The 24,896-nt window shown below is 72.2% G+C and carries 20 protein-coding genes; 10 read left to right on the top strand and 10 right to left on the bottom strand.

What is annotated here, in order from left to right; all coding sequences use genetic code 11:
- Positions 1-657: 657 nt before the first annotated feature.
- A complete protein-coding gene (locus tag LCN96_RS05165; RefSeq protein ID WP_225271411.1) occupies positions 658-2,550 on the bottom strand; it encodes a hypothetical protein in 1,893 nt (630 codons plus the stop codon).
- A gap of 74 nt (positions 2,551-2,624) precedes the next feature.
- A complete protein-coding gene (locus LCN96_RS05160) occupies positions 2,625-3,218 on the bottom strand; it encodes a TetR/AcrR family transcriptional regulator (protein WP_225271410.1) in 594 nt (197 codons plus the stop codon).
- A 75-nt stretch (positions 3,219-3,293) separates the two neighbouring features.
- On the opposite strand from LCN96_RS05160, the gene LCN96_RS05155 reads away from it, so the two are divergent.
- Positions 3,294-3,704 (top strand): nuclear transport factor 2 family protein, encoded by a 411-nt coding sequence (locus LCN96_RS05155; RefSeq protein ID WP_225271409.1) that lies wholly within the window; start codon positions 3,294-3,296, stop codon positions 3,702-3,704.
- A 231-nt stretch (positions 3,705-3,935) separates the two neighbouring features.
- Here the strand turns inward: LCN96_RS05155 and guaA are convergent, their stop codons facing one another.
- Positions 3,936-5,483, bottom strand: a complete 1,548-nt coding sequence (guaA, locus tag LCN96_RS05150; RefSeq protein ID WP_225271408.1) for a glutamine-hydrolyzing GMP synthase — start codon at positions 5,481-5,483, stop codon at positions 3,936-3,938.
- Between the two features lie 96 nt (positions 5,484-5,579).
- Here guaA and LCN96_RS05145 point away from each other — a divergent pair, with 96 nt between their 5' ends.
- On the top strand, positions 5,580-6,485 hold the full coding sequence (locus LCN96_RS05145; protein ID WP_225271407.1) for a DUF2207 domain-containing protein: 906 nt from the start codon (positions 5,580-5,582) through the stop codon (positions 6,483-6,485).
- Here the strand turns inward: LCN96_RS05145 and LCN96_RS05140 are convergent.
- Positions 6,476-7,297: an SDR family NAD(P)-dependent oxidoreductase gene (locus LCN96_RS05140; RefSeq protein WP_225271406.1), complete on the bottom strand. Its 822-nt coding sequence runs from the start codon at positions 7,295-7,297 to the stop codon at positions 6,476-6,478. The two genes, LCN96_RS05145 and LCN96_RS05140, sit on opposite strands and share 10 nt — an antisense overlap.
- Before the next feature lie 75 nt (positions 7,298-7,372).
- Positions 7,373-8,866, bottom strand: coding sequence for a DUF885 family protein (locus tag LCN96_RS05135; RefSeq protein ID WP_225271405.1), 1,494 nt, complete (start codon positions 8,864-8,866; stop codon positions 7,373-7,375).
- Positions 8,867-8,954: 88 nt separating this feature from the next.
- On the opposite strand from LCN96_RS05135, the gene LCN96_RS05130 reads away from it, so the two are divergent.
- Positions 8,955-9,698 carry an N-acetyltransferase gene (locus LCN96_RS05130; protein WP_225271404.1) on the top strand — a complete coding sequence of 248 codons (744 nt, stop codon included), beginning with the start codon at positions 8,955-8,957 and terminating at the stop codon, positions 9,696-9,698.
- Between the two features lie 19 nt (positions 9,699-9,717).
- Here the strand turns inward: LCN96_RS05130 and LCN96_RS05125 are convergent, their stop codons facing one another.
- Complete coding sequence (locus tag LCN96_RS05125; RefSeq protein WP_225271403.1) at positions 9,718-11,223, bottom strand: succinic semialdehyde dehydrogenase; 1,506 nt, start codon at positions 11,221-11,223, stop codon at positions 9,718-9,720.
- Between the two features lie 73 nt (positions 11,224-11,296).
- On the opposite strand from LCN96_RS05125, the gene LCN96_RS05120 reads away from it, so the two are divergent.
- From LCN96_RS05120 to LCN96_RS05105, 3 genes are all read left to right on the top strand, one after another.
- On the top strand, positions 11,297-13,558 hold the full coding sequence (locus LCN96_RS05120) for a serine/threonine-protein kinase (RefSeq protein ID WP_225271402.1): 2,262 nt from the start codon (positions 11,297-11,299) through the stop codon (positions 13,556-13,558).
- Between the two features lie 31 nt (positions 13,559-13,589).
- Positions 13,590-15,596, top strand: coding sequence for a beta-propeller domain-containing protein (locus LCN96_RS05115; RefSeq protein ID WP_225271401.1), 2,007 nt, complete (start codon positions 13,590-13,592; stop codon positions 15,594-15,596).
- Positions 15,597-15,751: 155 nt separating this feature from the next.
- On the top strand, positions 15,752-17,008 hold the full coding sequence (locus LCN96_RS05105; RefSeq protein ID WP_311132217.1) for a S8 family serine peptidase: 1,257 nt from the start codon (positions 15,752-15,754) through the stop codon (positions 17,006-17,008).
- A 67-nt stretch (positions 17,009-17,075) separates the two neighbouring features.
- On the opposite strand, the gene LCN96_RS05100 is transcribed toward LCN96_RS05105, so the two are convergent.
- Both LCN96_RS05100 and LCN96_RS05095 read right to left on the bottom strand, forming a co-directional pair.
- On the bottom strand, positions 17,076-18,812 hold the full coding sequence (locus LCN96_RS05100; protein ID WP_225271400.1) for a glycerol-3-phosphate dehydrogenase/oxidase: 1,737 nt from the start codon (positions 18,810-18,812) through the stop codon (positions 17,076-17,078).
- 69 nt (positions 18,813-18,881) lie between these two features.
- Positions 18,882-19,652, bottom strand: coding sequence for a DeoR/GlpR family DNA-binding transcription regulator (locus tag LCN96_RS05095; RefSeq protein WP_225271399.1), 771 nt, complete (start codon positions 19,650-19,652; stop codon positions 18,882-18,884).
- A gap of 127 nt (positions 19,653-19,779) precedes the next feature.
- Here LCN96_RS05095 and LCN96_RS05090 point away from each other — a divergent pair, with 127 nt between their 5' ends.
- Genes LCN96_RS05090 through LCN96_RS05075 form a run of 4 tightly spaced genes read left to right on the top strand, consistent with a single transcriptional unit; the run spans position 19,780 to position 23,679 of the window.
- The gene (locus LCN96_RS05090) at positions 19,780-20,655 is read left to right on the top strand and encodes an SIS domain-containing protein (RefSeq protein WP_225271398.1); all 876 of its coding nucleotides are present in this window, start codon (positions 19,780-19,782) and stop codon (positions 20,653-20,655) included.
- Complete coding sequence (gene nagA, locus LCN96_RS05085; protein WP_225271397.1) at positions 20,652-21,785, top strand: N-acetylglucosamine-6-phosphate deacetylase; 1,134 nt, start codon at positions 20,652-20,654, stop codon at positions 21,783-21,785. The genes LCN96_RS05090 and nagA overlap by 4 nt, the downstream gene beginning before the upstream one ends.
- A complete protein-coding gene (locus LCN96_RS05080; RefSeq protein WP_225271396.1) occupies positions 21,785-22,843 on the top strand; it encodes a 1-phosphofructokinase family hexose kinase in 1,059 nt (352 codons plus the stop codon). Before nagA ends, LCN96_RS05080 begins: the two co-directional genes overlap by 1 nt.
- 11 nt (positions 22,844-22,854) lie before the next feature.
- A complete protein-coding gene (locus tag LCN96_RS05075; protein ID WP_225271395.1) occupies positions 22,855-23,679 on the top strand; it encodes a class II fructose-bisphosphate aldolase in 825 nt (274 codons plus the stop codon).
- On the opposite strand, the gene LCN96_RS05070 is transcribed toward LCN96_RS05075, so the two are convergent.
- Together LCN96_RS05070 and LCN96_RS05065 are read right to left on the bottom strand one after the other, a co-directional pair.
- Positions 23,669-24,103, bottom strand: a complete 435-nt coding sequence (locus LCN96_RS05070; RefSeq protein ID WP_225271394.1) for a GNAT family N-acetyltransferase — start codon at positions 24,101-24,103, stop codon at positions 23,669-23,671. The two genes, LCN96_RS05075 and LCN96_RS05070, sit on opposite strands and share 11 nt — an antisense overlap.
- Positions 24,100-24,876 carry a phosphotransferase family protein gene (locus LCN96_RS05065; protein WP_225271393.1) on the bottom strand — a complete coding sequence of 259 codons (777 nt, stop codon included), beginning with the start codon at positions 24,874-24,876 and terminating at the stop codon, positions 24,100-24,102. Before LCN96_RS05065 ends, LCN96_RS05070 begins: the two co-directional genes overlap by 4 nt.
- Between the last annotated feature and the right edge of the window lie 20 nt (positions 24,877-24,896).

Here is a 24,896-nt window from a genome sequence, read left to right as displayed (position 1 = left end):
CATACCTGGGGCAGTGGCACGGCGGAGGCACAGGCCGTTCCAGTGGTGGTCGCGGGCTGGAACGCCTCCAGGACGAGTCGCACGATCTCGGTCCGTTCCACGTCCGGGAGCAGGCGGTTCCACTCCTGGATTTCGGGTGTCGAGTGGGCTCGGCGGGCGTGGTTCAACGCCCACGGCTGAGACAGGGTCCACCAGCGGGCGGTTGCCAGTTCCCCCATGATGGCGAGGCGGTCGCCGCCGGGGCCGAAGAGGAGGGCGGCATCGTAGGTGAGCGCGGTCACCGGTGCGGACGAGGGCGGCCAGGCGCTGAGGCGAGCCGGCCGTGCTGGGAGGCGGCACGTACCAGTGGTCCCTTCGCAGCTCATGAGCCGTTTCCGCGTTTCTGGGCGCGCGGGGAACGGGCAACCCCTTCCGCCGCCCGGTGGCCAGCTCCAAGGCTTCGGCCAGCGGGCAACATCGCCCGTCACCGAGTCATCGCTCTGGGAGAAGGAACCGAATTAATCATGTTCACGAAGTTCACCGGCCTGCTGGGCATCGCCGCCGGCGTCGCCGCCACCGCGCTAGGTGCGGTGGAACGCCCGGCAAGACCAGCGTGCCCTGCTGTGCCCGGCCCCGGCACAGCAGCAGCCTCGGCCCACTCGGATCCACCACCAGCACTCAGCGGGGCTGGTAACAGCAGCGCGCCCCCGTACGCACGGTGGCGCGCAGCTCCTCGCCGATCGACGGATCGACCGCCGCGACCCGGTCCACGGCCCGCCAGATGGCCTTGCCGACGGCGATCCTGGCCCGCTCCTCGCTGCCCGCGAACGGCCGCACCCGCCCGCCGATGCCGGTGGCGGCGGCCAGCTCGGCCAGCAGCCACTCCCGCTCCAGGCGCAGCGTGGCGGCGCGTTCGAGGTCGTTCATCGACTCCAGCTCGTCGATCTCGTCGTCCAGCCGCGCCAGCCGTTCCTTGTACGTGCGCCTGGCCACCTCGTCGAGCACCGGCTGGTCCGAGCTCGCCACGCTTTTGACGCTCTCCGCCCCGGCGGCCAGGTCGATGGCGGGGATCTCCTTGCCGGGGTTGGCCATCAGCATGGCCAGGTAGCCCATGCCCACGCTGTGGCCGACCAGCGCGCTGCGCCCGTCCAGCTCCAGCAGCCAGTGCAGGCCGCGCCGCCGGCAGCGGCACACCCCCCTGCTCTCGTCCTGCCGGGTGGCCGCCTTCGGCAGCACCATGCCCAGCTCCGCCGCCTCCCGCGCCACGCTCGGCCCGTCGTCGCCCGAGCCGCCCTTGAGCGCCAGCGCCTGCCCCAGCCGGTGCCGGGACAACACGGTGGCCGGCCAGTGGTGCAGCGCCAGGTTGTGACGGACGGCGGCGCGCAGGTGCTCCACGGCCCCGTCCACGTCGCCGAGCGTGAGCGCGGCCACGCCGAGGGGGTGGTGCGCGGAGCCGAGGCAGGTCACGCCGTGACCGGCGATCACCGGCAGCTCGGCGAACGGGGTCAGCTCCGCGTGGACGTGGGCGGCTGTCTCGGCGTCCCGCAGCAGGTGCGCGGCCTCGCTCATGAAGTACATGGACGTCAGCCAGGTGCTCGACCTCGGCAGGTCGACTCCGCGCAGCCGGGCCAGCAGCCCCTCGGCCGCGCGGCGGTCGCCCGCGTCGGCCGCCGCCGCGGCCAGGCTCGCCAGGTAGGAGTTGTCCAGGGCGCTGAGGGTGGGCGAGTGCACCATCTCCGACAGCGCGGGCACCAGCTCGGCGCCGCGGCCCTGGAGCCAGCGGATGGCGACGAGCTGCCAGCCGTACCAGCCGGTGGCGTCGACGTCGCCGGTCGCGTCGCCCAGCTCCGCGCAGACCGCCGCCAGCGTCTCCGCCTCCTCGAACCGGCCGGCGCGGATGCTCAGCATCACCTTGATCGCGCTGACCACGAACCCGATGGCCCGGTGCTCCTTGGCGGCCAGCATGCCCTGCAGCTCCTCCAGGCTGCGCTCCGCCTTCGGCGAGGCCTCCAGGAACAGATCGACGGTACGCAGCAGCAGCCCCATCAGCGCGTCGCCCCGGCGGCCTGTGAGCACGGCCTGCCCGATCAGCTCCTGCGACAGCCCGATGCGGCGCTCCCCGTGCTCGGGCCCCAGCAGGCAGTTGTGCGCCAGGCTCAGCGTCTCCGCCAGCGCCACGGGGTCACCGGCGTCGCGCGCCCTGGCCAGGAGCCGGAGGATGGCGTCGTGCGTACCGGCCCGGTAGTCCTCCTCGGCCGCCTGGCGGGCCCGCAGCCGCAGGGACAGCGTGGAGCGGGGGTCCAGCAGCCGCAGGGCGTGGCACTGGCGGGTGCGTACCCGCTCCCAGTCGGCGCAGGTCCGGTGCTCGTGCACCCACACGCCGCTCAGCCCCAGGGCGGCGCGGGCCAGCTGTTCCGGCTCGCCGTTCAGCTCGGCGTCCTGGTAGGCGGCGTCGAACCAGTAGCGGGCAGCCCGCAGGTCGCCGTCCACGGACAGGGCGCGTTCGCCCGCCAGGATGGCGAAGGTGATGTTGCTGCGCGGAATCCGGTGCATCTCTCGTGTCGCGCCCACGTTGTGCGATCCCCTCCGGCTAGACCGAACGGCCCCCGAGACTCAGGAGACGGCGCATCCGCTTCTGATACAGATCACGGCGGAGAAATGTGCCCGAGGGCGCGCAGCAGCGTGCTGTGCAGCGCCTTCCTCGACTCCGGGGCGGGCATCCGGCCGGAAGTGGTCTCCTCGCCGGCCGCGTGCGCGAGCCTGATCGTGACCGTGACGAGCCACTGCGCGCTCGCCCCGGCGTCGAACTCGCCGGCCTCCTGACCGCGCCTGATCACCCGCTCCAGCAGCCCGGCGATCGTCGTGTGGCGGTCGTGGTCGGCCTGCGGGGTCACGGGCAGCGAGCCCAGCGTCCGCAGCAGGGCGGGGTGGCGCCCGGCCGCGCGGTCGGCGGCGTCGAGCAGCCGCAGCAGCGCCTCAGCGGCCGGGCCGTCATCGGGGCCGGCTGCCTGCATCGCGGCCACCGTCTCGTCGGTGAGGTGGTCGAGGACGGCGGTCAGCAGCCGGTCGCGCGAGGGGAAGTGGGCGTAGACGGTCTGCCGGGTCACGCCGGCGGCGGTGGCGATGGCGTCCATGCCGGCGTTGGGCTGGGCGCCGAGCAGCCGCACGGCGGCGTCAAGGATGGCGGCCCTGCTACGGCGGGCGTCGGCGCGGCGGTTACGGGCCGGAGACGAACTCATCTCTTACACCTTGTCCATATGAGGGAGAGATGTATATCTTACAGCCCGTAAGAGTTATGGCGCGATGGGAGCACCGTGAGAACCCTGCACGACACCGACCCGAAGCAGTTCATCGCCGGCTTCCTGACCTCCTTCACGGAGGACCTGCTGAGCAGCGACGAGGATGCGGCCACGATCGTCGACCGGTACCACACCCCGGACATCGTGCAGATCGCCGACGGGCACGCGATCGACCGGGACAAGCTCATCGCACACACCCGGCCCGTGCGCAAGAACCGGCCGGAGAGCCGCATGGAGGTGCACGAGGCCCTGGTGAACGGGGACCGGCTGGCCGCGCGCTACACCCTGCACGTACGGCAGCGCGGCAAGGACCTCTCCATCAACGTGCACTTCTTCGGGCAGTTCGCCCCGGACGGGCGCATGCGCCGGGCACACTTGCTCACCCGCACCCTTCCCGCTCAGCAGGAGACGCCCGGACGCTCGTAGGCCGAGCTCACGAGTTCGGGAGCGCCGGAGTCTCGATCAGTTCTTCACGCAGACCTTCCCCATCGCATGAGCCATCGCGGAGCGCCAGGTCGAGATCCTTCGTGGCACGCGCCGACTGAGATCAGTGCCGGTCTCGTCGGCCTGACGCCTGCCCAGCCTCCAGGGCTCGCCGAAGATCGACCGAAGTCGCACAGCGGCTCATGTGGCATGCTCGCGCAAGTGGTTGGTAGTTCACTCCCACTCGATGGTGCCCGGGGGCTTGCTCGTCACGTCGACCACCACCCGGTTGATCTCACGCACCTCGTTGGTGATGCGCGTCGAGATGCGCGACAGCACGTCGTAGGGCACCCGCGCCCAGTCGGCCGTCATCGCATCCTCGGAGGTCACCGGCCGCAGCACCACCGGGTGCCCGTACGTACGGCCGTCGCCCTGCACGCCCACCGAGCGCACGTCGGCCAGCAGCACCACCGGGCACTGCCAGATCTGCCGGTCGAGCCCGGCCCTCGACAGCTCCTCGCGGGCGATGGCGTCGGCCTCGCGCAGGATGGCCAGCCGGTCGCGGGTGACCTCGCCGACGATGCGGATGCCGAGGCCGGGGCCGGGGAACGGCTGGCGCCAGACCATGGCGGGCGGCAGGCCGAGCTCCTCGCCGGCCCTGCGCACCTCGTCCTTGAACAGCGCCCGCAGCGGCTCCACCAGCTTGAACTGCAGGTCTTCCGGCAGGCCGCCGACATTGTGGTGGGACTTGATGTTGGCGGTGCCGGTGCCGCCGCCCGACTCGACCACGTCGGGGTAGAGCGTGCCCTGGACCAGGAACTCCACCGGGCCGTCGGCCATGATGGCGCGCTGCTCGTCCTCGAAGACGCGGATGAACTCGCGGCCGATGATCTTGCGCTTCTCCTCCGGGTCCGTGACGCCCTCCAGCGCCTTCAGGAACCGGTCGGCGGCGTCGACCACGCGCAGCTTGACGCCCGTGACGGCCACGAAGTCGCGCTCGACCTGCTCGGCCTCGCCCTTGCGCAGCAGGCCGTGATCGACGAAGACGCAGGTCAGCCGGTCGCCGATGGCGCGCTGGACGATCGCGGCGGCCACCGCGGAGTCGACCCCGCCGGACAGCGCGCAGATGGCGCGGCCGTCGCCGACCTGGCGGCGCACGGCCTCCACGGAGTCTTCGACGATGTTGAGCATGGTCCAGGAGGGGCGGCAGCCGGCCGCCTCCAGGAAGTGCTTGAGCACCGCCTGGCCGTGCTCGCTGTGCAGCACCTCAGGGTGGAACTGCACGCCGTACAGGCCGCGCTCGACGCTCTCGAACGCGGCGACCGGCGTCTCGTGGGTCGAGGCGGTCACCCTGAAGCCCTCGGGGGCCGCCGCCACGCTGTCGCCGTGGGACATCCACACGGTCTGGCTGGCGGGCAGGCCGGCGAAGATGACGCCCTCGTCGAGCACCTCCAGCGCCGTGCCGCCGTACTCGGCGACGCCGGTGCGGGCCACCTCGCCGCCCAGCGCCTGCGCCATGGCCTGGAAGCCGTAGCAGATGCCGAACGTGGGCACGCCCGTGGAGAACAGGCCGTGCGGGACCGGCGGAGCACCCTCGGCGTAGACCGAGGACGGGCCACCGGACAGGATGATCGCCTTCGGGTTCTTCGCCATCATCTCCTCGACCGGCATGGTCGAGGGCACGATCTCGGAGTAGACGTGGCACTCGCGCACCCGCCTGGCGATGAGCTGCGCGTACTGTGCGCCGAAGTCGACCACCAGCACTGTGTCGAATTCAGACACCGTGAGAACCCCCCAAAGGCGAATGCGGTGACCCCAGTGTATCGGCCTTGGCTCTTACACCTGGCCTGGCACGGGCCGACGTGCTAACACAGAACAATGGATCTTGTCTGGCCGGCGGCGGCGTGGGCCCTGTGGGTCGCCCTGCTCGCAGCCGCCTTCAAGGTGTCCAGCCGGCACCACCCCGGGCGGGGCCCCGAGCGGCCCGCGCCCGCCCCCGTGGCCGACCTCTTACGCGGCATGCGGGCCCAGGAGGTCTTCCATACCGCGCTGTTCGAGCTGGCCGGGCGCGGGTGGGTGAGCGTCGAGGGCGACCACCTGTCGCTCGGCGCCCCGCGCGAGGAGCCGCTGCCGGCGTACGAGCGGTGGGTGGTGGAGCGGGTGCGCCACCGCATGGGCGACGCCCCCGAGGCCGCGGTGACCGACCTGATGCCGCCGGCGTCCGAGCTCGACCGCGCGTTCGTCCCCCTCGTCCGCGCGCACGCCATCGAGCTGGGCCTGGCGCGGCGGCGCTGGCCGAGCGTGCTGGTGCCGGTGCTGCTGGCGGCCGGGCTCGTCGTCCCCTGGTACGCCACGGTCGTGGCGGCCGGGGTGTCCTGGCCGGGGATCATCGCCACGGCGGTGTCGTTCGTCGCCGGGATCGGGCTGCTCATGGGCGGCCGGGGCTTCCTGCTGACGGAGCGCGGCCGTGAGGTGGCCGCGGCCGGCCCCGCCGGGCCCGCGCAGGAGTGGATCTTCACGGGCAGCGGGTGGCTCAGCGGCGAGATCGAGCCCGCCAGGCCGCTCCCGCAGCGTCAGGAGATCACCGGGCACGTCGTCAAGCGGTGGACGGACACCGAGCACTACTACATCGCCCTGCACGACGGCAGCTCGCGCAAGGCCACCGCGTTCGAGGTGGAGCAGGGGCTCTACCAGGACGTGCTTCCTGGCGACTGCGTGCGGGTGCTGGTCAGGCCGCGCAGCGGCACCGTCGTCCGGGTGCTGGCGCACGACCGTCACTGGTAGAGCGGCAGGCCCCCGGTGAGCAGGGCCTCGGTCTGCTTGCGCAGCCTGGCGGCGTACGCGGGGTCGGTCAGCAGCAGGAACCGCTCCTCGTGGATGCCCGTCACGACCAGGTCGGCCACCTGCGACGGCTCCAGGCCGTGCTCGGCCGCCCTGGTGACCGTCTCCCGCGACTCCACCTCGTCCGGGGTGGGGGTGGTGGCCAGGCCGGGCGGCCGGGTGCGGTCGGAGTCGCCGATGCGGGTCCTGACCGCCCCCGGGCACAGCGCGCTCACCCGCAGTTTGGACCCCGTGGCGGCCAGGTCCTGGGCGAGCGCCAGCGAGGCGGCCAGCGCGGCGTACTTGGTCACCGAGTACCCGCCCGACCCCGGCGCGGCGAACAGGCCCGCGACGGAGACGGTGTTGACGATGTGGCCCTCGGTGTCCTGCTCGATCATGCGCGGCACGAACTCGTGGACGCCGTGCAGCACGCCCCACAGGTTCACGCCGAGCAGCCAGGAGAAGTCCTCCTCGTCGCGGGTCCACATGTGGCCGCCCTGGTAGACGCCCGCGTTGTTGCACAGCACGTGGACGGCGCCGAGCTCGCCGAAGCAGCGGTTGGCCAGGTGACGCACGGCCCAGGCGTCGGACACGTCGGTGATCTGCGTGAGCACCTTGGCATCCCCGGCCAGCGCGGCCGTCTGCGCGAGCCCGCCGTAGTCGACGTCGGCGAGCATCAGCGTCATCCCCTCGGCCGCGAACCGGAGGGCCAGCGCCCGCCCGATGCCGCTTGCCGCACCTGTCACCACCGCGACCTTGCCGGAGAGCTCGCGCACGGACAAACCTCCCTAGCGATCCGACGCTACAGACGTCCCCCCGATCATCCCCGCGGACGCCCTCCGAATCGAGTGTCAGAGGACGGCGTCGATCAGACCCAGCGGCGGCGCGCCCAGGTGGAGCAGCTCCTTGTGGAAGCGCTGCACGGTGAAGCCGGCGCCCCACTGGGCCCTGGCCCGCTCGCGCAGGTCCATGATGAGCAGCTTGCCCCAGGTGTAGCGGCCGTAGGTGGGGTCGAAGGAGGCCCGCTGCGCCTCCGACAGCGCCGCGGGGCCCGCCAGGTGCGTGTCGGACTCGAACCGCCTGGCGCCCTCCTCGACCGTCAGCTGGCCGGTGTGCACGCCGATCGCGCAGGCCAGCCGGGTGACGCGGATCAGCGCCTCCACCCACACGCCGATCTCGAAGCGCGGGTCGCCGGCCTCGAAGCCCTCCTCGACGCACAGCTCCTCGGCGTAGTGCGCCCAGCCCTCGATGAACGCCACCGACTGCAGCACCCTGCGCACCTCGGACGGCGCCCGCCGCAGGGCCCTGGCGTGCGAGAAGTGCCCGGGCGCGACCTCGTGCACGTTGATCGCGGGCAGGGTCGTGCCGCTGAAGACCTCCAGCCACTCCTCCTGGTCCTGGGCAGGCCAGGAGGTGTCGGGCGGCGTGATGTGGTACCACGACGGGCCCTCGGGCTCGCCCGGCGAGTTCCACGCCATCATGGCCATCGCCCAGCGCCGCGACTCGGGCGCCAGGCCCACCAGGCACTCGCCGTCGTGGTAGGGCACGAGGTCCTTCTCGCGGGTGAACGCGATGGCCTTCTCCGTGCCGACCCGCGCGGCCTCGATCACGCCCTCGGGGTCGGGGTGGTCCTTGACCAGCTCGCGTACGACGTCGAGCGGCGCCCGGTCCTTCTCCCCCAGCTTGGCGCAGGACTCGGCGAGCAGCGCCATCAGCCGGTCGCGCTCGGCGTCGGCCCGCTCGGCCAGCTTGCCCAGATCGACGGGCAGCCCCTCGGCGGTGCCCATCAGCTTCGCCAGCGCCTCGCCGCCGAGCGACGCGTCGGGGTCGCCCTCGGCCGCGATGCGTTCGAGGTGCGCGACGAGCCTGCCGTGCGCCCGCAGCGCGGCCTCGTCCGTGAGGCCCGCCGCCAGCCCCTTGGCGGCCCCGAGCAGCGACTTGGCCACCGGCGCCGGCACCTGGTCGAGCGCGGTGACGGCCTGGTCCACGGCCTCGGGCCAGAGCGCGAGGTGGGCCGCCTTGGCCGCGGCGCGCTCCTCCTCCGGGCCGTAGTCGCGGTCGTAGCAGGCCAGGTCGAGGTTGGAGAGGTGGAGCAGCGGGTTCTTGCGGTGCAGCTCCAGCTCGCCGAGCTGGTTGCGCAGACTCTCCTCGAACACCTGTAGGTGCCTGGCGTCGTGCGCGTCCTCGGGCGCGGGCCCCTGGCCGAGTCGTGCCAGCCCGGCCCGTACGCCTTCCAGCGACAGGTCCTGGATCCGGCCGTCGTACTCGTGCCTGCCGCCGCCCTCGCGCGCCTCGGCCACCATCAGGTCCGTGATGGCTCGTAGCCTGGCGTCAAGTTCTGTCATGCCGCCGACGCTAGCGCACCGCCTTTGGGATCTTAAGTACCAATAATCAAGGCGCGGAGCGGGCGCATCCCCGGGCAGGATGTCCGCCATGGTCATCCGCATCTCCACGCTCGCCGAACGCCCGCAATTCGCCGCGACGCTCTGGGACATGGACCACACCTGGCAGACCTTCATGCTCCAGGACCCGGTCGCCGACCAGTACTACGCGCTGGTCAAGACCGCCTACCCGGACCACGTGCTGGTGGCCGACGACGACGCGGAGCCGGGGCGGCTGGTGGCGCGGGGGTACATGACGCCGTTCGTCTCGAACGGGGCCGAGCTGCCCGACAACGGCTGGGACGGGGTGATCCAGTCCGGCTGGCTGGCCAGGACGGCCGGCCGGCCGACCGACGCCGTCTCCGCCCTGGAGATCACCGTGCGCCGCGACCTGCTGGGCACGGGGCTGTCGGCGGTGATGCTGGCCGCGCTGCGCGACCAGGCCGCCCGGCTCGGCCACCACGAGCTGGTCGCCCCTGTTCGCCCGAACCTCAAGCACCTCGAACCGCACACCCCGATGAGCGAGTACGCGTACCGGACGCGGGCCGACGGCCTGCCCCACGACGCCTGGCTCCGGGTGCACGTGCGGGCGGGCGGGAAGATCGTCAAGGTGGCGCCGCGATCGATGGTGGTGGCGGGCACGCTGGCGGAGTGGCGCACGTGGACGGGGCTGCCCTTCGACCGCTCGGGGCCGGTGGAGGTGCCGGGCGCGCTCAGCCCGGTGCACTGCGACGTGCGCCACGACCACGCCGTCTACGTGGAGCCGAACGTCTGGGTCAGCCACCCCCTGGGTTGAGCGCGCCCGCCACCGGCGGCTACTTGAGCCGCGCCCGCCGCATCGCCTTGAGCGTCGTGACCAGCAGCCCCGCCCACCGCTCGTACGGCATCCCGGCCGGCGGCTCGAACCCCAGCCACCCGGCCTGCGCGGCCACCGTCTTGGCCTCGGTGTAGCGCAGCAGCCCCTCGACCCCGTGCCGGCGGCCCAGCCCGGACGCCTTCACCCCGCCCATGGGCGCGTCGTAGGACGCGTACGCCGAGGCGTACCCCTCGTTGATGTTGACCGTCCCCGCGCGGACCCTGGCGGCCAGGCGGCGGGCGCGGTGCGGGCTGGCCGTCCAGATGGAGGCGTTGAGGCCGTAGACGGTGTCGTTGGCCAGCTCGACCGCCTCGTCCTCGGTGGCGAACGGGTAGAGCGCCACCACGGGCCCGAACGTCTCCTCGCGGCACAGCCGCATGCCCTCGCGGACCCCGGTGAGCACGGTCGGCTCGTAGAACAGCGGGCCGAGGTCGGGCCTGGCCCTGCCGCCGGTCAGCACCTTGGCGCCCTTGGCGACGGCGTCGTCCACGTGCGCGCTGACGGCGTCGAGCTGGCGGCGGGAGGTGAGCGAGCCCATCTGCACCGACCAGTCGTGCCCGGCGCCGAGCTTGAGCGCCGCCGCCTCGCGGACGAAGCGCTCGGTGAAGGCGTCGAAGACGGACGCGTGCACGTACAGGCGCTCGATCGACAGGCAGAGCTGGCCGGCGTTGGTGAAGCAGGCCCGGATGGCGCCCTGCACGGCCACGTCGAGGTCGGCGTCGTCGAGCACGATCATCGGGTTCTTGCCGCCCAGCTCCAGCGAGCAGCCGATGAGCCGCTTGGCCGCCTCCTCGGCCACCTTCCTGCCGCCCCGGGTGGAGCCGGTGAACACGACGTAGTCGGCGTGGTCGAGCAGCGCGTCGCCGATATCGGCAGGCTCGCCGAGCACGACCTGCCAGAGCTCGCGCGGCATGCCGAGCTCAACCAGCAGGTCGATGGTCCACAGCGTGGACAGGGCGGTCTGGGTGTCGGGCTTGTGCACGATCGCGTTGCCTGCCAGCAGCGCGGGCACCGCGTCGGTGACGCCCAGCGCGAGGGGATAGTTCCACGGGCTGATCAGCGCGACCACGCCCTTGGGCCGGCGCAGCTCCGCCACGCGGGTCGCGACGGGGAAGATGCCCTTGCGGGCGCGCGGGGCTAGCAGGCGCGGCGCGCGGCGGGCGTAGTAGAGGCTGCAGCCCGCGACGTCCAGCACCTCCTCGAAGGCGTGCTTGCGGGCCTTGCCCGTCTCGTTCTGGACGATGTCGAGGATCTCGTCCCTGCGGTCGAGGATGGCGTCGTGCAGGAGCAGGAAGGGCCTGGCTCTTTCCGCGGGCGTTCTGCCCGCCCATTCGGCGTGGGCCGCCCTGGCTCCCGCGTACGCCGCGCGAATGTCGCCGGCGTCGGAGATGGGCAGCTCAGCGAGGGTTTCTCCGGTGAACGGAGCGATGACGCACTGTGTCCTACCACTGGACGTGACCTGCATCTCAGAAGCATATTCCGCCTCCTTACCGGCGGGTAGTTTTTGCGGATGCGCGGCATAGGGCCAGAATCCCCTCATGGCATCCTTCGCTCCGCTCCGACCCGGAGACCCACAGCGGCTGGGGGGCTTCGAGCTCCACGGCCGGCTCGGCGAGGGCGGTCAAGGCGTCGTTTACCTGGCCAAGGACCACGCGGGTCAGAGCGTGGCCGTCAAATGGCTGCGGCCCGACCTGTCGGGCGACCAGGTGAGCGTGGAGCGGTTCCTGCGCGAGGTCCAGGTGGCCCAGCAGGTCGCGCCCTTCTGCACCGCCGCCGTCCTGGGCACCGGGGTCGAGCAGGACAGGCCGTACATCGTCAGCGAGTTCATCGAGGGCCCCTCGTTACAGCGGGTCGTGCAGGAGGAGGGGCCGCGCACGGGCTCCGTCCTGCACCGGCTGGCCATCGGCACCGCCACGGCGCTGGCCGCCATCCACCAGGCCGGCATCGTGCACCGCGACTTCAAGCCGGCCAACGTCATCATCGGCGCCGACGGGCCGCGGGTGATCGACTTCGGCATCGCCCGCGCGCTCAACGCGACCTCCACGATCAGCAGCATGGTCGTGGGCACGCCGTCGTACATGCCGCCCGAGCAGATCATGGGGCACACCGTCGGGCCGGCCGCCGACATGTTCTCGTGGGCCAGCGCCATGGTGTTCGCCGCCTCCGGGCGGGCGCCGTTCGGCAGCGACACGATGCCCGCGGTGATCAACCGCGTGCTCAACCAGCAGCCCGACCTGGGCGCGCTCGGCGAGGGGCCGCTGCGCGACGTGGTGGTGGCGTGCCTGGCCAAGGACCCGGCACAGCGGCCGACGGCCGAGCAGGTGATCATGCGGCTGCTGCAGCAGCCGGCGCCGAACCCCGGCATGCTGGCCCAGGGCGCCGCCGAGGCCGCCCCCGCGCCGCCCCACTCGCCCTCCGGGCCGCACTCCAACCAGCAGTTCGCCTCCCCGACAGGCCCGCCCTCCGGTCCACCCTTCGGGCCGCCCTCCGGCCCGCCCTTCGGCTCCCCGGCCGGGCCGCCTTCCGGCCCGCCCTTCGGCCAGCCGTTCGCCTCCCCCTCCGGCGCCCACTCGGGGCCGATGTCCGGCAACGTCCCGTACGCGACCGGCGCCCAGTATCCGCACCCCCAGCAGCCGGGGTGGCAGCAGCCGACGGTCCCCCCGTACGGGCAGCAGGGCATGTACACCCACGCGCCGCCGCGCAAGAGCGGCAGGGGCCCGCTGATCGCCGGCGTCACGGTGGCGGTCGCGCTGCTGCTGCTCGCCGGCGTGATCGTGATCATCCAGCTCGACAAGGCGTCGACGACGGTGGCGATCAACACCAGCACGCCGGAGCCCGGTCGGTCGCGCACGTCCAAGAGCGCCAGCCCGTCACCGCCGGCCGTGCCGGCGACCGGCACCAAGCGCACGCTCCCCGGCGGCAAGATCTCCCTGTACGAGAACCCGGCCGACGCCATCGTGCTGACCTCCTACGAGGTCTACGACAAGCCGAAGGACGACTGGATCGACTACGCCAGGGGCTCACTGCGCGGCACGTTCACGAAGTTCCAGCAGAACTGGGAGTCGATGGTCTCCGCCGACGGAAAGCTCCTGGCCACCAGGGGCCGGAGCTACAGCTCCGACGACTTCGACTTCATCGAGATCACCGACCGCACCTCCGGCGAGCGTACGACGATCAAGACCGTCAAGGAGCCGCTGATCAGCAGCATCAGGTCCTGGTCGCGGGACGGCAGGAAGATCCTGCTGAACATCGAGAAGAAGAGCGGCAGCAAGTGGCTCTACCTCGGCTTCGTCGTCGTGGACGTGACCGCCAAGACGGCCGACGTGGTCAACGTGGACGACGCCACGATCCGCGAGACCGCCTTCGGCTTCGACGGCGAGGAGGACGGCGTCGTCAACGTCTACGGCAGCGAGACCAACCGCAACCTGCGCTTCTTCGACACCGAGGGCGAGGCCACCCGCTCGCTGACGGGCATCGGCACGCTCTCCGCCGGCACGCAGGACATCTTCTCGCCGTCGGGCAAGACCTTCGTGACGAACTGCCCGAACGGCGGCGACGGCGACCACTGCGTCTGGGACACCGCGACCGGCGAGCAGATCAAGAAGTTCTCCTCCGACTGCGACAAGGTGCTCGGCTTCTACGACGAGAACCACCTCTACTGCTGGGAGCAGGACAACGGCGACAACGACGAGATCCAGGTGCTCGACTTCACCGGCAAGCTGCTGCGCAAGCTGCTCGAAGTGCCCGACGAGCTGAACTTCAGCCCGGTCTTCACCATCAACCCGGCCAAGGGCTCCTGAACCATCCGGCTCGCGCAGCCGTGATGAGGACATGAAGACGTTGATCCGCACGGCCGTGACCGCCGCCGCGCTCGCGACGGTCACGGCCGCCTGCACCTCTTCGACGGGAGGCACGCCGGACCCGCCCCCGAAGGCGACGACGCTCGGCGCCGTCCGTCTGGTCGCCTACACCAGTTGCGACGACGCCCTGGCCGGCCTGCGGGAGCGGGCCGTCGCGAACGTCACCGCGTACGGCTTCGGCGGCGTCACGCCGTTCGCCATCGCGGAGGACTCCGCGGCCCAGTCCAAGGCCAGGGTGGCGGCGACGCCCGAGCACTCCACCACGAACGTGCACGAGGCCGGCGTGGACGAGCCCGACCTGGTCAAGACCGACGGCAACCGGGTCATCACGGTCGCGGACGGCACCCTGCGGATCATCGACACGGCGACCAGGAAGGTCACCGCGTCGCTCAAGCTGACCGAGGGCGAGGGCGGCCCCGGCATCCCCGCCGACCTGCTGGTCTCGGGCGATCGTGCGCTGGTGCTCATGCGCGGCGGCGACATCATGTACAAGGCGCGCTCGTTCATGCCGCCGGGCGACACCCGTTACGTCGTGGTGGACCTGGCGGGCCAGCCGAAGGTGCTGAGCACGATCCGGCCGCAGGGCTCGTACGTGGACGCCAGGATGATCGGCTCCACCGTCCGTTTGGTCACCCGCAGCCAGCCCGACGTCGCCTTCCCCGAGCCGGGGCAGAACGCCACCGAGGCCGACCTGCTCAAGGCGAACCAGGACGCCGTGCGACGCGCGCCCGTGGACGCCTGGCTGCCCAAGATCGAGATCACGGACGCGGCGGGCGGTGTCAAGAAGGACACGGTCGCGTGCGAGCGGGTCAGCCACCCCGCCGACTACACCGGCACCTCGATGCTGACCGTGCACACCATCGACCTGGCGCAGGGCGTCAGCGCGGCGGGCACCGACCCGATCAGCCTGGCGGCCGACGGCGACATCGTGTACGGCACCGGTCAGAGCCTGTACATCGCCAGCAACCCGCACTGGTGGTCCCCCGTGGTGCGCCCGCTGCCGGTGGACGAGGCCCCGGCGGACGCGGCCCCGGCGGACGCGGTGGCCCCGGCGGTGGAGCCCACCCCCGACGACCCCGCGGTGTCCCCCACCGCCTCCGCTCCCGATGAGCCGACCCCGCAGCCGACGCCCACGGCGCCGCCGGAGGAGACGCAGGTGCACCGGTTCGACATCGGCAAGCCGGGCGCGCCTTCGTACGTCGCGTCGGGCAAGGTGCCGGGCCGGCTGCTGAACCAGTACTCCCTGTCGGAGCACGAGGGCCACCTCCGCGTCGCCACCACCCTGAACTCCGGCGACGAGAAGACCAGCTCCAGCGCCGTCCACGTGCTCAGGGCCGACACCCTGGCCCAGGTCGGCGAGGTCGGCGGCCTCGGCAAGGGCGAGCGCATCTACTCGGTCAGGTTCATCGGGCCGATCGGCTACTGCGTCACGTTCCGGCAGGTGGACCCGCTCTACACGCTGGACCTGCGCGATCCGGCGGCGCCCAGGGTGACGGGCGAGCTGAAGATCACGGGCTACTCGGCGTACCTGCATCCCGGCAGCGAGGGCCGGTTGATCGGCATCGGCCAGGAGGCCAGCGAGCAGGGCAGGACGCTGGGCACGCAGGTCTCGCTGTTCGACGTCAGCGACCCGGCCGCGCCGCGCCGGCTCTCGCAGCTGTTCCAGAAGGACTCGGGCTCCGGGGCGGAGTGGAACCCGCACGCGTTCCTGTACTGGCCGAAGAGCGGCCTGTCGGTGATCCCGCTGAACAAGGTGAACGAGTCGGGCGCGCTCGTGCTGCGGATCACCGACACGGAGGTCAAGGAGCTGGGCATGATCAAGCATCCGACGCAGCAGCAGGAGGGCGGCTACAGCTACCAGCCGGGCATCGAGCGCTCGATGGTGATCGGCGAGTCGTTGTGGACGATCTCCTACGAGGGCGTCCAGGTCAACGACCTCACCACGCTGGCCTCACAAGCCTGGATCCCACTCCGTTAAGCAACCAGAGGGCGCCGGTTCGTGACGAACCGGCGCCTTTTTTATGGACTTATCCCGACAAATGGTGAAAACTTTGCTTACAGCCTAGAGTCGGACCGGTGGGTTCGTGTCACATCGGGCGACCGGTCCCGGATCCAGAAAGGGCCCACGCTGCCATGCGACCACGCACCCCCCTGCTCGCAGCGCTCGCCGGCATGCTGGCGTTATGCGCCGCGCCCCTGCCCGTGTCCGCGACAGCCGCAGCCGCCCCTGAGGGCACCTACATCGTCCAGCTCAACCCCGCCATGCGCGCGCCGCGCGGCGCCGCCCAGGACCAGGTGGCCGAGCTGGACGGCCAGCTGGTCGGCGTGTACGAGCACGCCTTCAAGGGCTACACCGCCCGCCTGAGCGCGACCGCCGCCGAGCAGCTCAAGCGCAACCCGAACGTCATCAGCGTGGAGCCTGACGCCGAGGTGCACGCCTTCGTCCAGACCGTGCCCACGGGTGTCAGGCGCATCTTCGGCCCGAGCAACCCGAACCTCGACATCGACGGCACCGACGACGTGCGCATCGACGCGGACGTGGCCGTGATCGACAGCGGTGTGGACAACACCCACCCCGACCTGAACGTGGTCGCCCGGGCCAACTGCCTGACCGGCGTCTGCCTCAACAACTCGGGCACCGACGACAACGGCCACGGCTCGCACGTCGCGGGCACCGTCGGCGCCCTCGACAACACCATCGGCCCGGTGGGCGTCGCGCCCGGCGCCCGCATCCACGGCGTCAAGGTGCTCAACGCGGCCGGCTCCGGCTCCCTGGCCGGCATCGCCGCCGGCATCAACTGGGTGGTGGCGCGCGCCTCCACCATCGAGGTGATCAACCTGAGCCTCGGCTGCAACGGCTGCTCCAGCAGCGCGATCAGCACGGCGATCTCGAACGCGGTCAACGCCGGCATCGTGGTCGTGGTGGCCGCGGGCAACAGCCGCGCGAACACCTCCTCCTTCTTCCCCGCCAACCACCCCGACGTGGTCACCGTCTCCGCGCTGACCGACAACGACGGTTTGGCCGGCGGCGCCGGGGGCAGCACGCTGTCGTGCCGCAGCGAGACCGACCAGGACGACACCTCGGCGTTCTACTCCAACTTCGGCTCCACGGTGGAGATCACGGCGCCGGGCACCTGCATCTACTCGACGTACCGCGCCGGTGGTTACGCCACGATCAGCGGTACCTCGATGGCCAGCCCGCACGTGGCGGGCGCGGCCGCGGTGCTCACCTCCGGCACCCGCAAGCCGACGAACCGGGCGGGCTCGCTGGCCGTCCGTAGCACGCTGGTCTCGACCGGCAACCTCAACTGGACCGACGACTCGGGCGACGGCGTCAAGGAGCCGCTGCTCGACGTGCACGACGCCACGCGCTATCCGCCGCCGGCGTAGAGAACCATCCTGGAACGGGCGGTCCGCGGACCCCGCAGCGCCGCGGGCCGCCCCTCCCCGGCCGGCCTCAGGTGTGCTCCGGCACCACGACCGGGACGATCTCCGGCGCGCCGAGCCTGATAGCGTCGGCCTCGTGGTCGGAGTCCTGCTCCTGCGAGCGGCGCTCGGCCTCCACCCGCTTGGTGTAGTACTCCACCTCCCGCTTCACCTGCTCGCCGTCCCAGTCGAGCGGCCCGGCCAGCAGCTCGGCGGCCTCCTGCGCCACCGCCACCCCCCGGTGGAAGGTCTCGATGGAGATGCGGGTGCGCCGGGTCAGCACGTCGTTCAGGTGGCGGGCGCCCTCGTGCGTGGCGGCGTAGACGATCTCGGCCCGCAGGTAGTCGTCGGCCCCCGACAGCGGGCGCGCCAGCGACGGGTCGTGCTCGATCAGCTCCAGCACCTCGTCGATCAGCGTGCCGTAGCGTTGCAGCAGGTGCTCGATCCTGGCCACGTGCAGCCCGGACTCGTGGGCGAGCCGGTGCCGGGAGTTCCACAGCGCCTGGTAGCCCTCCGCGCCCGCGAGCGGGATGCGGTCGGTGCACGAGCGCGGCACCCGCTGGTCCAGCCCGTGCGCCACGGCGTCCACCGCGTCCTTGGCCATGACCCGGTACGTCGTGTACTTCCCGCCGGCGATCATCACCAGCCCCGGCACGGGATGCGCCACCACGTGCTCCCTGGACAGCTTGGACGTCTCGTCGGACTCGCCCGACAGCAGCGGCCGCAGCCCCGCGTAGACGCCCTCGACGTCGTCGCGCGTCAGCGGCACCGACAGGACCGCGTTGACGTGGTCGAGCAGGTAGTCGATGTCGGCCCTGGAGGCGGCGGGGTGGCCCTTGTCGAGCGTCCACTCCGTGTCGGTGGTGCCGATGATCCAGTGGCGGCCCCACGGGATCACGAACAGCACGGACTTCTCCGTACGCAGGATGATGCCGGTCACCGAGTGGATGCGGTCGCGCGGGACGACGAGGTGGATGCCCTTGGAGGCGCGCACGTGGATCTGGCCGCGCCCGCCCACCAATTCCTGGATGTCGTCGGTCCAGACGCCGGTGGCGTTGACCACCTGCCGGGCGCGCACCTCGAAGTCCTCGCCGAGCTCCAGGTCGCGCACCCGTACGCCGGTGACCCGCTCGCCCTCCCGCAGGAACCCCACCACCTGCGCCCTGGGCGCGACGTGCGCGCCGTACGTGGCGGCGGTGCGCAACATCATCATCACGTAGCGGGCGTCGTCGACTTGCGCGTCCCAATACTGGACGGCGCCGGTGAAGGCGGTCCTCTTCAGCGCGGGCGCCAGCCGCAGCGCCCGCGACCTGGACAGGTGCCGGTGGCCTGGCACGCCCCTGGTCAGGCCGGTGGCGAAGCCGAGCGTGTCGTAGAGCGCGACGCCCGCGCCCACGTACGGGCGCTCCCACCCGTAGTGGGTCATCGGGAACAGGAACGGCACGGGCCGCACCAGGTGCGGCGCGATGCGCTGCAACAGCAGCGCCCGCTCCTGCAGCGCCTCGCGCACCAGCTCGAAGTTGAGCTGCTCCAGGTAGCGCAGGCCACCGTGGATCAGCTTGGACGAGCGCGAGGACGTGCCCGAGGCGAAGTCGCGCGCCTCGACGAGGGCCACGTCGAGGCCGCGGGTCGCGGCGTCGAGCGCGATGCCCGCCCCCACGACCCCGCCGCCGACCACGACCACGTCGAGCTCCTGCGAGGCCATGCTCTCCAGCGCCTCTGCGCGCTCCGCGGGCCCGAGCCGGGCCGCGTTCCTTCCCGACGTCATATTTCCCCCTGGAACGCCTGTGGTCTGCGTTCCAGTACCTACCCGCCCATACCTCGCCCTGTAACGCCCTCAGGCGCGGACGACCTTCACGCCCGCGTCCGTGAGCTGGCCGGCCAGCGTGTCGGGGAGCTGCGCGTCGGTGACGAGCGTGTCGATCTGGCCGATCGGGCAGATCCGGGAGAACGCCCGCTTGCCGATCTTGGAGGAGTCGGCCACCACCACGACCTGCGCGGCCCTGCTGATCAGCAGGTGGTTCACGCTGGCCTCGCCCTCGTGGTGCGCCGAGGCGCCCAGCTCGACGTCCAGCCCGTCGACGCCGAGGAAGGCCACGTCCAGCGTCACCTGCTCCAGCACCCCGCCGGCCAGCGGCCCGATCAGCTCGTACGACTGCTGCCTGGCCACCCCGCCGGTCACCACGATCTTGACGTGCTGCCGGACGGTCAGCTCGGCCGCGATGTTGAGCGCGTTGGTGACGATCGTGAAGCCGCTCTCCAGCGTCGCCTGCGTGGCGAGGGTGCGGGCCAGCTCGGAGGTGGTCGTCCCGCCGTTCATCCCGATCACGGCCCCCGGCGTCACCAGCTCGGCCGCGGCCTGCGCGATGCGGTGCTTCTCGTCGGCGTGCCTGGCCGTCTTGTAGCGCAGCGGCAGGTCGTAGCTGACGCTCTGCGCCACCGCGCCACCGCGCGTGCGCATCAGCATCTGCTGCTGAGCGAGCTGGTCGAAGTCCCGTCTGATCGTCGCGGTGGAGACGTCGAGCGCCCCGGCCGCCTCCTCCACCGACAGCCTGCCTTCCTGCGCCAGCAGCTCCAGGATGGCGTTCCAGCGGTCGTAGCGGGACACGGAGGCCTCCCTAGGGGATGGGGATCAGGAGCAAGCGTGGCACAACCTGGAACGCCAGGGCTACCGGTGTTCATTCATGCACTTTTTTGATATAAACGCAGCAGAAACAATCAATCATGGGGAGGCAATGGTGACCACCCACACCGAGGCCGAGATCGCGTCCCAGCCGTCCTGCTGGCGCCGCGCCGTGGCGGCCGTTCCCGCCGACGCGCTGCCGCGCCGGGGCGAGCGGGTCGCCGTCGTCGGCTGCGGTACGTCGTGGTTCATCGCGATGGCGTACGCGGTGCTGCGCGAGCGGGCCGGGCACGGCGAGACCGACGCGTTCGCCGCCTCCGAGTTCCCGCACGGGCGCCGCTACGACCGCGTGCTGGCGCTGACGCGCTCGGGCACCACGACCGAGGTCCTCGACCTGCTGGCGAGGACGACCGACCCGAGCGTCGCCATCACCGCCGACCCCGGCACACCGATCATGACGGCCGCCGACGAGGTCGTCGTGCTCGACTACGCCGACGAGAAGTCGGTCGTGCAGACCAGGTTCGCCACCACGCAGCTCGCCATGCTGCGCGCCTCCCTCGGCGAGGACCTCACCCAGGCGATCGCCGACGCCGAGGAGGCCGTGGCCGCGCCGCTGCCCGACACGCTGGTCCAGGCCGAGCAGTTCAGCTTCCTCGGCACCGGCTGGGCGGTCGGCCTGGCGCAGGAGGCCGCGCTGAAGATGCGCGAGGCGTCCCGCTCCTGGACTGAGGCCTACCCGGCGATGGAGTACCGGCACGGCCCGATCAGCATCGCCGCCCCGGGCCGGGTCACGTGGATGCTGGGCAGCGCCCCGGAGGGGCTGCGCGCGCAGGTCGAGCAGACCGGCGGCACGTTCTTCGAGACCGGGCTCGACCCCATGGCCGAGCTGATCCGCGCGCAGCGGGTCGCGGTGGCGCGGGCCTTCGCCCAGGGGCTGAGCCCCGACGAGCCCATGCACCTCACGCGATCTGTGATCCTTTCTTCATGAGCCTTACTCTTGCCGACGCCAGGATCGTGACGCCCGAGGGCGTGCACGAGGGGTGGCTGACCATCGAAGACGGCCGCATCACGCACGTCGGCCACGGATCCGCCCCTGGTCCCGGCCTCAGTGTGGGCGGGCGGCACGTCGTGCCGGGTTTCGTGGACGTGCACAACCACGGCGGCGCCGGCGGCTCCTTCCCCACCGGCGACCTCGACCGGGCCCGTGACGCCGTGGCGCTGCACCGCCGCCACGGCACCACGACCACGATGGCCAGCCTGGTCACCGACACGGTCGAGGGCCTGACCAGGGCGGCGTCGGCGCTGGCCGAGCTGTGCGAGGAGGGGCTGCTGGCCGGCATCCACTTCGAGGGCCCGTACATCGCCAGGTCCCGCTGCGGCGCGCACGACCCGACCCGGCTGCGCGAGCCCTCGCCGCAGGAGTTCGCGGGGCTGGTGAAGGCGGGGCGCGGGCACGTGCGCATGCTCACCATCGCGCCCGAGCTGCCAGGCGCGCTCGACACGATCAGGATGGCCGTCGCCGAGGGCGTGCTGGCCGCCATCGGGCACAGCGACGCCGGCTACGAGCAGGCCATCGAGGGCATCGAGGCGGGCGCGACCGTGGCCACGCACCTCTACAACGCGATGCCGCCGCTCGGCCACCGCGCGCCGGGGCCCGTGGCCGCGCTGCTGGACGACGAGCGGGTGACGGTCGAGCTGGTCAACGACGGGGTGCACGTGCATCCGGCCATGCTGCGGCTGGCGTACGAGGTGGCCGGGCCCGGCCGCACGGCGCTGATCACCGACGCCATGTCCGCCACCGGCCTGGGCGACGGCGACTACGTGCTCGGCTCGATGGCGGTGCGGGTGTCGGACGGCGTGGCGCGGCTGGTCGAGGGCGGCTCGATCGCGGGCTCCACGCTGACGATGGACGTGGCGTTCCGGCGCGGCGTCCAGGAGCTGGGCATGTCGCTGCCCGACGCCGTCCAGGTGGCCTCGCTGACGCCCGCGCGGCTGCTGGGCCTGGCCGACCGGATCGGCTCGATCGCCGTCGGCAAGGCGGCCGACCTGGTGGTGCTCTCCGATTCGCTGGAGGTGGACGGCGTGCTGAAGGACGGCGTCTGGATCACGGAGCCTTAATGATCATCACGGTGACGCTCAACCTCGCTCTCGACGTGACCTACCAGGTGCCCGCCGTGGACTGGGACGGGGTCAACCGGGTCAGCGCGGTGCATCGGCGCGCGGGCGGGAAGGGCGTCAACGTGGCCAGGGTGCTGGCCGCGCTCGGCCGGGACGTGCTCGTCACGGGCCTGGCCGGCGGGCCGACCGGGCAGGCGATCGAGGCCGACCTGCGCGCGGCCGGCCTGCCCAGCGCCCTCTACGCCATCGCCGGCGACTCCCGCACCACCCTCGCCGTCTCCGACCTCCCACCCACCCGAGGCACACCCGCTCACACGGCATCCGCGCCCGCAGCAGCCCCGCCCGGCACGCCCGCGCAGGCGGCACCCCCACGCGACGTGCCCCCGCCCGACGTGCCCCCGCCCGGCGCGCCCGCGCAGGCGGCGGCCGGGGCGCGGCGGACGGCGTTGTTCAACGAGCCGGGCCCCGAGGTCACGGCCGCCGAGCTGGCCGGCTTCGTCCGGCACTACACGACCCTCCTGACCACCGGCGGCGTCGGCGCCGTCGTGTTGTCCGGCAGCCTGCCGCGCGGCGTCCCCGCCGACACCTACGCCACCCTGGCGGCCATCGCGGCCGACCACGGTGTGCCGTCCATCGTGGACGCCGACGGCGCCCCCCTGCGCCACGCCCCCCAGGGCCGCCCCTCGATCCTCAAGCCCAACGCCGACGAGCTGGCCAGAGCCGTGCCGGGCGGCGGCACCCCGGCCGAGGGCGCGCAGGCGCTGCGCGGCCAGGGCGCCGGCGCCGTGGTGGTGTCCCTGGGCGCCGACGGGCTGCTGGCCGTCACCGGGGAGGGCACGTTCGCGGCGCGGATGCCGTACACCGTGCGGGGCAACCCGACCGGCGCCGGCGACTCGCTGGTCGCGGGGCTGGCGCTGGGCCTGGTGGAGCCCGGCGCGTGGCCCGACATGCTCAAGCGCGCCGCCGCGCTCGGCGCGGCGGCCGTGGCCACGCCGGTGGCCGGGGAGATCGACCCCGACGTGTACGCCGACATCCACCCTCAGATCATCATCACGTAAGGAGCCCGCCCATGCCCCTCGCCCCCATCGGCGACATCGTCAGTCGGTCACCCGCAGGGGTGGGCGCGTTCAACGTGATCCAGCTGGAGCACGCCACCGCCATCGTGGCGGGCGCCGAGGCGCTCGGCCTGCCGGTCGTGCTGCAGATCAGCGAGAACTGCGTGCGCTACCACGGCGCCCTGGAGCCGATCGCGCTGGCCTCGCTCGCGGTCGCCAGGAAGGCGGACGTGCCGGTCGCCGTGCACCTCGACCACGCCACCGACCGGGCACTCGTCGAGGAGGCGGTGAGGCTGGGCCTGGGCTCGGTCATGTACGACGCCTCGGCCCTGCCCGACGAGGCGAACGTCGTCAGCACGGCCGAGGTGGCCGCCTGGTGCCACGAGCGCGGCGTGTGGGTGGAGGCCGAGCTGGGCGAGGTCGGCGGCAAGGACGGCGTGCACGCGCCCGGCGCCCGTACCAAGCCGCACGAGGCGGTCGACTACGTGGCGCGGACCGGCGTGGACGCGCTGGCGGTGGCCGTGGGCACCTCGCACGCCATGACGACCAAGGACGCGGTGCTGGACCTGGACCTCATCGCCGAGCTGCGCGCGGCCGTGCCGGTGCCGCTGGTGCTGCACGGCTCCTCGGGCGTGCCGGACGACGTGCTGCGCGAGGCCGTACGGCAGGGCATGAAGAAGATCAACATCGCGACCCACCTGAACAAGGCGTTCACCGGCGCCGTACGCGACTACCTGGTCCACGACGAGCGGGTGGTGGACTCGCGCAAGTACCTCAAGGCCGGCCGCGACGCGGTGGCCAGGGAGGTCTCCCACCTGCTCGGCGTCCTCACGGGCTGAGCTGCTTGCGCATGAGGACGGCCGAGCGGCCCTCGATGCCCTGGCGGCCGGTCTCGCGGTAGCCGAGCGACTCGTACAGGGCGATGTTGGCGGTCATCCTGACGTTGGTGTAGAGGCGCAGCGCGGGCAGCCCCAGCCTGCGCGCCTCCTGCTCGGCGTACGCCATCAGCGCCCGCCCGATGCCCTTGCCGTGCAGCTCGGGACGGACGGCCACGTTGTCCACCAGCAGCACGCCGTCCTCGGGCACCAGCACGATGAGCCCTTCGAGCCCGTCGGTGACGTGCACCCGGCCGGCGGCGATGAGCGCCCCGTAGTCGGACTCCAGCGGTAGCGGCCGCATGCCGACGATCTCGATCCACGGCGTGTAGGCGTCCTGGACGAGCCGCTCGACGGCCTCCCTGTCGTCCTCGTTCGCGATCCTCATGCGCCCAAGGTAGTCAGCACCCGCTCGACCTGTCGCTGGAAGGTCCCCGGCGGATTGCGCGGGTGCTCGTGCGAGAGCAGGAAGAGCCAGACGAGCGCGTGCGCCTTGCGGCACTCCCGCGTGCGCCGCTCCTCCTGCGGGCTCAGGTCGAACCGGCGGGCGATCTCCACCTCGCCGTCCACCCACATCGACACGTGCTCGGCCAGCTCCGCCACCTCGAACGCCACGTCGCTGCGCCCGGAGTCCTCGAAGTCCACGATGCGTACGCGGGAGCCGTCCCACAGGAAGTTGGCCAGGTTCCCGTCGCCCGCCCCGAACGCCTCCCGCAGCCCCGCCCCGCCGGGCGACCAGCTCTCCAGCCAGCGCAGCCCCTCTTTGACGGCCCGGTCCGCCAGCGGCTCCCTGGGCTCCCAGGCCGCGCACCGCTTCCTGAGCCAGTCGGCGATCGCCTCCTGCTGCCAGGGACGCACCGGGACGGCGCGCAGCACGCCTGCGGGCACGGCGGCGTGCAGCTCCGCGAGCGCCTCCGCCAGGGCCGCCACGTGCTTGGCCCGCGCGAACAGCCCGCGCAGCGGCACCCCGGGGATCCTCGACATCGTCACGGCGCCGCCCTCGAACGCGATCGGCTCGGGCGCGAGCCCCGGCGCGTGCTCGGCCAGCAGGCTCAGCGCCCGCCATTCGCGCTCGGCCGCGCCCGGCTTGCTCTCCTGGTAGCGCTTGACGACGCGGTCGCCCTCGTACGTCAGCTCGTGCGTGTGCTGAAGATCAGCCATCTCCGCATGTTAGGGCAACG

Origin of the sequence: Nonomuraea gerenzanensis (assembly GCF_020215645.1) — a bacterium.
In the GTDB taxonomy this organism is placed as follows: Bacteria; Actinomycetota; Actinomycetes; order Streptosporangiales; family Streptosporangiaceae; genus Nonomuraea; species Nonomuraea gerenzanensis.
This window is presented reverse-complemented; position numbering and strand designations above follow the sequence as displayed.

Bases quoted from the DNA above. Each gene is read 5' to 3' on its own strand.
- LCN96_RS05145 (WP_225271407.1), top strand. From the start codon at position 5,580: ATGGATCTTGTCTGGCCGGCGGCGGCGTGGGCCCTGTGGGTCGCCCTG.
- LCN96_RS05090 (WP_225271398.1), top strand. From the start codon at position 19,780: ATGGTGACCACCCACACCGAGGCCGAGATCGCGTCCCAGCCGTCCTGC.
- LCN96_RS05160 (WP_225271410.1), bottom strand. From the start codon at position 3,218: ATGAGTTCGTCTCCGGCCCGTAACCGCCGCGCCGACGCCCGCCGTAGC.
- LCN96_RS05115 (WP_225271401.1), top strand. From the start codon at position 13,590: ATGAAGACGTTGATCCGCACGGCCGTGACCGCCGCCGCGCTCGCGACG.
- LCN96_RS05075 (WP_225271395.1), top strand. From the start codon at position 22,855: ATGCCCCTCGCCCCCATCGGCGACATCGTCAGTCGGTCACCCGCAGGG.
- LCN96_RS05125 (WP_225271403.1), bottom strand. From the start codon at position 11,223: ATGCAGGTCACGTCCAGTGGTAGGACACAGTGCGTCATCGCTCCGTTC.
- LCN96_RS05070 (WP_225271394.1), bottom strand. From the start codon at position 24,103: ATGAGGATCGCGAACGAGGACGACAGGGAGGCCGTCGAGCGGCTCGTC.
- LCN96_RS05130 (WP_225271404.1), top strand. From the start codon at position 8,955: ATGGTCATCCGCATCTCCACGCTCGCCGAACGCCCGCAATTCGCCGCG.
- LCN96_RS05100 (WP_225271400.1), bottom strand. From the start codon at position 18,812: ATGACGTCGGGAAGGAACGCGGCCCGGCTCGGGCCCGCGGAGCGCGCA.
- LCN96_RS05065 (WP_225271393.1), bottom strand. From the start codon at position 24,876: ATGGCTGATCTTCAGCACACGCACGAGCTGACGTACGAGGGCGACCGC.
- LCN96_RS05080 (WP_225271396.1), top strand. From the start codon at position 21,785: ATGATCATCACGGTGACGCTCAACCTCGCTCTCGACGTGACCTACCAG.
- nagA (WP_225271397.1), top strand. From the start codon at position 20,652: ATGAGCCTTACTCTTGCCGACGCCAGGATCGTGACGCCCGAGGGCGTG.
- LCN96_RS05105 (WP_311132217.1), top strand. From the start codon at position 15,752: ATGCGACCACGCACCCCCCTGCTCGCAGCGCTCGCCGGCATGCTGGCG.
- LCN96_RS05120 (WP_225271402.1), top strand. From the start codon at position 11,297: ATGGCATCCTTCGCTCCGCTCCGACCCGGAGACCCACAGCGGCTGGGG.
- LCN96_RS05135 (WP_225271405.1), bottom strand. From the start codon at position 8,866: ATGACAGAACTTGACGCCAGGCTACGAGCCATCACGGACCTGATGGTG.